Annotated in this window: 5 protein-coding genes; 3 read left to right on the top strand and 2 right to left on the bottom strand. The window is 43.2% G+C overall.

Features of this window, described 5'->3' with window-relative positions; genetic code table 11:
- A partial coding sequence (locus F8R90_RS18710) for a WD40 repeat domain-containing protein (protein WP_196511915.1) occupies positions 1-536 on the top strand: 536 nt, incomplete at its 5' end.
- A gap of 673 nt (positions 537-1,209) precedes the next feature.
- Here F8R90_RS18710 and F8R90_RS18705 read toward each other — a convergent pair.
- Positions 1,210-2,082 (bottom strand): S-methyl-5'-thioadenosine phosphorylase, encoded by an 873-nt coding sequence (locus F8R90_RS18705; RefSeq protein ID WP_190894893.1) that lies wholly within the window; start codon positions 2,080-2,082, stop codon positions 1,210-1,212.
- 233 nt (positions 2,083-2,315) lie between these two features.
- On the opposite strand from F8R90_RS18705, the gene F8R90_RS18700 reads away from it, so the two are divergent.
- The gene (locus tag F8R90_RS18700) at positions 2,316-3,440 is read left to right on the top strand and encodes a metallophosphoesterase family protein (RefSeq protein WP_196511914.1); all 1,125 of its coding nucleotides are present in this window, start codon (positions 2,316-2,318) and stop codon (positions 3,438-3,440) included.
- A gap of 161 nt (positions 3,441-3,601) precedes the next feature.
- Here F8R90_RS18700 and F8R90_RS18695 read toward each other — a convergent pair whose 3' ends face one another.
- Positions 3,602-4,033: a nucleoside deaminase gene (locus F8R90_RS18695; protein WP_196511913.1), complete on the bottom strand. Its 432-nt coding sequence runs from the start codon at positions 4,031-4,033 to the stop codon at positions 3,602-3,604.
- Between the two features lie 15 nt (positions 4,034-4,048).
- On the opposite strand from F8R90_RS18695, the gene F8R90_RS18690 reads away from it, so the two are divergent.
- Complete coding sequence (locus tag F8R90_RS18690) at positions 4,049-4,972, top strand: nucleoside hydrolase (RefSeq protein ID WP_196511912.1); 924 nt, start codon at positions 4,049-4,051, stop codon at positions 4,970-4,972.
- Positions 4,973-5,294 lie beyond the last annotated feature (322 nt).

Genomic DNA, 5,294 nt, shown 5'->3' with positions numbered 1-5,294 from the left:
AAACCATTGCCTCTGCCAGTTCAGACAAGACGGTGAAGTTGTGGAATCACAACGGGGAACTGTTACAAACTCTCCAAGGTCATAGCAGTTCGATTTTGGGCGTGGCATTTAGCCCTGACGGTCAAACCATTGCCTCTGCCAGTTCAGACAAGACGGTGAAGTTGTGGAATCACAACGGGGAACTGTTACAAACTCTCCAAGGTCATAGCAGTTCGATTTTGGGCGTGGCATTTAGCCCTGACGGTCAAACCATTGCCTCTGCCAGTTCAGACAAGACGGTGAAGTTGTGGAATCACAACGGGGAACTGTTACAAACTCTCCAAGGTCATAGCAATTCGGTTTTGGGTGTGGCATTTAGCTCCGACGGTCAAACTATTGCCTCTGCTAGTTTTGACAAGACAGTGAAGCTGTGGAATCTCAATTTAGATGATTTAATGGTTAAGGGTTGTGCTTGGGTGCGCGATTATTTGCAAAATAATCCCAATGTGAGCAAGTACGATAAGCGTTTATGTGATGATATTGGCACACGCAGGTGATAAACCTCTCCCTGCCTTGAACTAAAGTTCAAGTTTCTCTCCGAGTCGGAGAGGGACGGTTTTGGGTAGTAAAACCAGGGAGAGGTCTTTTGATTGGGGTACGCAGAGAGATTTCTGTAATGAGCAGCCCCAACTTAGAATAAAGCGATCGCCTGTATGATTTTATGATGATAGTGCGATAAATCTGCCAGACACCACGAACAAGCAAAGCTTCATAACGAAACTCATGCGTTTGTTGATAAAACTCATGCGTTTGTTGATGAAACTCATGCGTTTGTTGATGAAACTCATGTGTTTGTTGATGAAACTCATGCGTTTGTTGATGAAACTCATGTGTTTGTTGATGAAACTCATGTGTTTACGTGTTATCACTTATATGATTTTATAATAATGGTACGTCACCGAAGAATCTGATGGTGCGTAGGCGTAGCCCATTGTAGCGATCGCTCTTGCTGTAATATGGTTCGGTTAAGGTTTTTAATGAAATAATGAAAATTCTAGATCGCAATGATGTGATAAATCATCACAAAGACACTATAAATCGCCGTCTCTACAATCATCAGTCGTTCGTAGAGATGGTGATAAATCGTGTCTCTTGCCTTAACCGAACAGTATTAGCTCTTGATGTAATCTGAGAAAATACGTCGTAGCGATCGCTAATTTACCACCAATATTACAAATACTTCTGCAACAATAACCCTAATTTTTCCTTCGTCGCGGCTGGTGCTTTATCCAATTGAGTCAAAATCGCATACTGCAACGCCGAATGCGCCTCACTGGTTGGCGGATTTTCACTCAAGCGGCGCACAGTTTCTTGAATCACCTTTTGAGCATTCACAGCATTCCGCAGCAAATTGCCAATCACCATCTCCACCGTCACACTGTCATGGTCTGGATGCCAACAATCATAATCTGTCACCAGCGCTAAAGTTGCATAAGCAATTTCCGCTTCCCTTGCCAACTTCGCCTCTGGTAAATTCGTCATCCCAATAATTGTTGCATCCCAACTGCGGTAAAGATTCGATTCTGCCTTAGTGGAAAAAGCTGGCCCTTCCATGCATACATAAGTGCCGCCGCGATGGAGAGTAACTTCTGGTAAATTGAGAGATGCGATCGCATCTGCTAACACAACAGCCAAATTCTTACAAATCGGATCGCCAAAGGCAATGTGAGCAACAATTCCCTCACCAAAAAAGGTTGAAATCCGATTTTTTGTTCTATCAATAAACTGATCTGGCACTACCATATCCAGTGGTTTCGCCTCTGCTTTCAAGGAACCCACAGCACTAGCTGAAATTAAATACTCCACACCCAATTGCTTCATCGCATAGATGTTAGCGCGAAACGGTAATTCAGAGGGTAACAGTGTATGATTACGGCCATGACGCGCTAAAAAGGCTACCCTTGTACCATCCAAAGTTCCCAGAATCAAAGCATCTGATGGTGAACCAAAGGGAGTTTGGATATGCACCTCTTCTACATCTTTGAGCGCGTCCATTTTATACAGACCACTGCCACCAATAATCCCAATACTAGCTTGAGCCATGATCCTGAACCTGTTCCTTGCTGATCTGCTAAGTTATTTTACCGAAAAGAGGAGTAGCAGAGAAACCAAGAAACAAAGCGATTATATGAAATTAATTGTCACCATAGTGTGTAATCGATGATTCATGTATACAAAAGTTAAACAGACGCACTTCTGAGCAGTGAAACAAAGCAAGCGTTATACTTTTGGGAAAAGGCTTATTTTAACCCCTGCTTTAACATTTTTATAAATCAATGACTCTCAATTTTCGCTTTGCGGTAGTCAGCGACTTACACCTGGCACTTCCTCACACAATCTGGGATCATCCCAGTCGGTTTCATCTGGTGGAAGTAAGTATCTCAGCATTTAAAAGTGTACTTGAACATCTAATCCAACTCGATTTAGATTTCTTGTTGTTGCCAGGAGATTTAACCCAACACGGCGAACCAGAGAACCATGCCTGGTTACAACAATGTTTAGCCCAGCTACCTTTTCCCGTCTATGTTGTTCCTGGTAATCATGACGTTCCTGTGCTGTTGGCTAATCAGCAATCAATTGCTTTTGCGGATTTTCCCTACTATTACAAGAAGTTTGGCTATGAAGATCCGCAGCAGATTTACTACACGCGTCAGTTATTGCCTGGAGTTAAGCTAATTGGACTGAATTCTAACTCCTTTAATGACCAGGGTGAGCAGGTGGGGTGTTTGGATACCAAACAATTACGGTGGTTAGAAGAAGTCCTGGCGGCATCTAGTGATGAATTAGTTCTGGTGATGGTGCATCATAATGTGGTCGAGCACTTGCCCAATCAATCAAATCATCCACTGGCAAATCGCTATATGTTGTCCAATTCAGCAGAACTATTGCAGCTGCTAAGGCGCTACGGAGTCAAACTAGTATTTACGGGGCATTTGCACGTTCAGGATATTGCTTACTCAGATGGAGTATATGATATTACCACTGGTTCTTTAGTGAGCTATCCTCACCCTTATCGGGTGCTAGAGTTTCATCGGGATAACCAAGGTAAAGAATCGTTGCAAATTCTATCCCATCGGGTAGAGTCAGTGCCTGAGTTTCCCGACTTACAACAGTCATCGCGGCAGTGGATGGGCGATCGCTCTTTCCCATTTTTAATTAAGTTACTAACTCTTTCTCCATTAAACTTACCGTTATCGCAGGCAAAAAAATTAGCTCCTAGTTTGCGAGACTTCTGGGCTACTATTGCCGATGGGGATGCGATGTTAGATTACCCCCACTTTCCGCTAGAAGTGCAGCGTTACATTCAGTCCTATAGTGCATTAGCGCAGCCCAACCCAGGCATGGCTACTAGTGGAACTCTTACCATGATTGATAATAACAGCACACTTTTGCTGGGTTAGGAGTGATGAGTGTCCGTGCGAAGGTAACTTTTTTTTCTGGGCTAAAGAGCCTCTTCTTCTCCAGAGTGGCTTTTTAGATAGCGATCGCTCCTACCATAATTCTCCTATCAAAAGTCACCAAGACGCTGGCTACTTTTGTACAGACGCGATTAATCGCGTCTCTAATTACCGATATCTTCATTCCAAAGTTCGGGGTTAGTTTGAATAAACTCACTCATCATTTGTTCGCAATCGTCAAGATTAAGATCAATTACTTCCACACCGTGAGATACCATAAATTCTTTAGCACCAGGAAAAGTTTTGGATTCTCCAGCAATGACTTTTTTAATGCCAAATTGCACCACTGCCCCAGCGCATAGGTAACACGGCATTAAAGTTGAATAAAGTGTTGTACCTCTGTAGCTGCCAATCCTCCCAGCATTACGGAGACAATCGATTTCCGCGTGGGTGACAGGATCTGCGTCTTGCACACGTTTATTGTGTCCTCTGCCGAGAATTTTGCCATCCTTGACGAGAACCGAACCAATGGGAATTCCACCTTCTTGTCTGCCTTGTTTTGCTTCTTGAATAGCAGCTTCCATAAACTCATCCATATTAATTCTCCTTTTATGACAAAACAACTTGTATTAATGGATCACGATGGCGGTGTAGATGATTATTTAGCAACTATGCTGCTGTTGACGATGGATCATATCCAACTCCTTGGTGTCGTCGTCACTCCAGCCGATTGCTACGTTCAACCAGCGGTTAGCGCCACACGTAAAATTATCGATTTGATGGGATTTTCTCATATCTCGGTAGCAGAAAGCACTGTACGCGGTATCAATCCATTCCCTACTCTCTATCGCCGTGATTCCTTTATCGTTGACCATCTCCCCATTCTCAATCAAAGCGAAACCATCACTACGCCTTTGGTTGCCGAAACAGGTCAAGATTTCATGATCAAGGTGTTGCGGGAGGCATCAGATCCCGTAACGTTGATGGTAACTGGGCCGTTAACCACAGTAGCAGTGGCATTAGACAAAGCACCAGACATTGAAGCCAAGATTCACAAAATTGTGTGGATGGGGGGTGCGTTGAATGTCGGTGGTAATGTGGAAAAAAGTCTGGAATCAGGACAAGATGGTTCTGCCGAATGGAATGTTTATTGGGACGCAATTTCAGCAGCGCGAGTATGGCAAACCCAAATTGAAATTATTATGTGTCCTTTGGATTTAACTAACAATGTCCCAGTTACATCGGAGTTAGTATACAAAATGGGACGACAACGCTACTATCCCATATCTGATTTAGCCGGACAATGTTATGCACTAGTTATCCCCCAAGATTATTATTTTTGGGATGTCTTAGCAACAGCTTATCTAGGACATCCAGAATTTTATCAACTGCGCGAATGGGAAACAGAAATTATCACCACTGGTCTGAGTCAGGGGCGTACTAAAGTAGTTCCTGGTGGTCGTAAAATTTCTGCAATGGATAAGGTCGATAAAGAGGCTTTTTATGCTTATATCTTGCAGCAATGGGCAAGGTAAAAAACTAGAAATTCACATCATAAAGGGTAATGCGCCTGCCTACGATCGTGAGTCCTCGCTCCGTGCAAATTATAGCAGCTTATTCATTAGATTCTAAAGTCATAGGGAGCATCTCACCTTTGCAAATACAGGTATAATTTTGGGAAAAAAGTTACACTGGCAACAAGAGCGGCAAGTGCAATTACTATGAACCCTGAAGACTTCAAACGTTTGGAAACCTGTTTGCAGGAAGCAGCAGAAATTCTTTATCGGAATACGCCAACAGAAGAGTTGACAAGCTTTGAGAGTATAGAAAAAGCAGTAAGGACAAAGATGCTAGAGC

The organism is Nostoc sp. NZL (assembly GCF_015714705.1).
Classification (GTDB): domain Bacteria; phylum Cyanobacteriota; class Cyanobacteriia; order Cyanobacteriales; family Nostocaceae; genus Nostoc; species Nostoc foliaceum_A.
This window is presented reverse-complemented; position numbering and strand designations above follow the sequence as displayed.

What these genes read in the sequence shown, in the direction of transcription:
- F8R90_RS18705 (WP_190894893.1), bottom strand. Translation starts at nt 2,082, where the DNA reads ATGGCTCAAGCTAGTATTGGGATTATTGGTGGCAGTGGTCTGTATAAA.
- F8R90_RS18700 (WP_196511914.1), top strand. Translation starts at nt 2,316, where the DNA reads ATGACTCTCAATTTTCGCTTTGCGGTAGTCAGCGACTTACACCTGGCA.
- F8R90_RS18695 (WP_196511913.1), bottom strand. Translation starts at nt 4,033, where the DNA reads ATGGATGAGTTTATGGAAGCTGCTATTCAAGAAGCAAAACAAGGCAGA.
- F8R90_RS18690 (WP_196511912.1), top strand. Translation starts at nt 4,049, where the DNA reads ATGACAAAACAACTTGTATTAATGGATCACGATGGCGGTGTAGATGAT.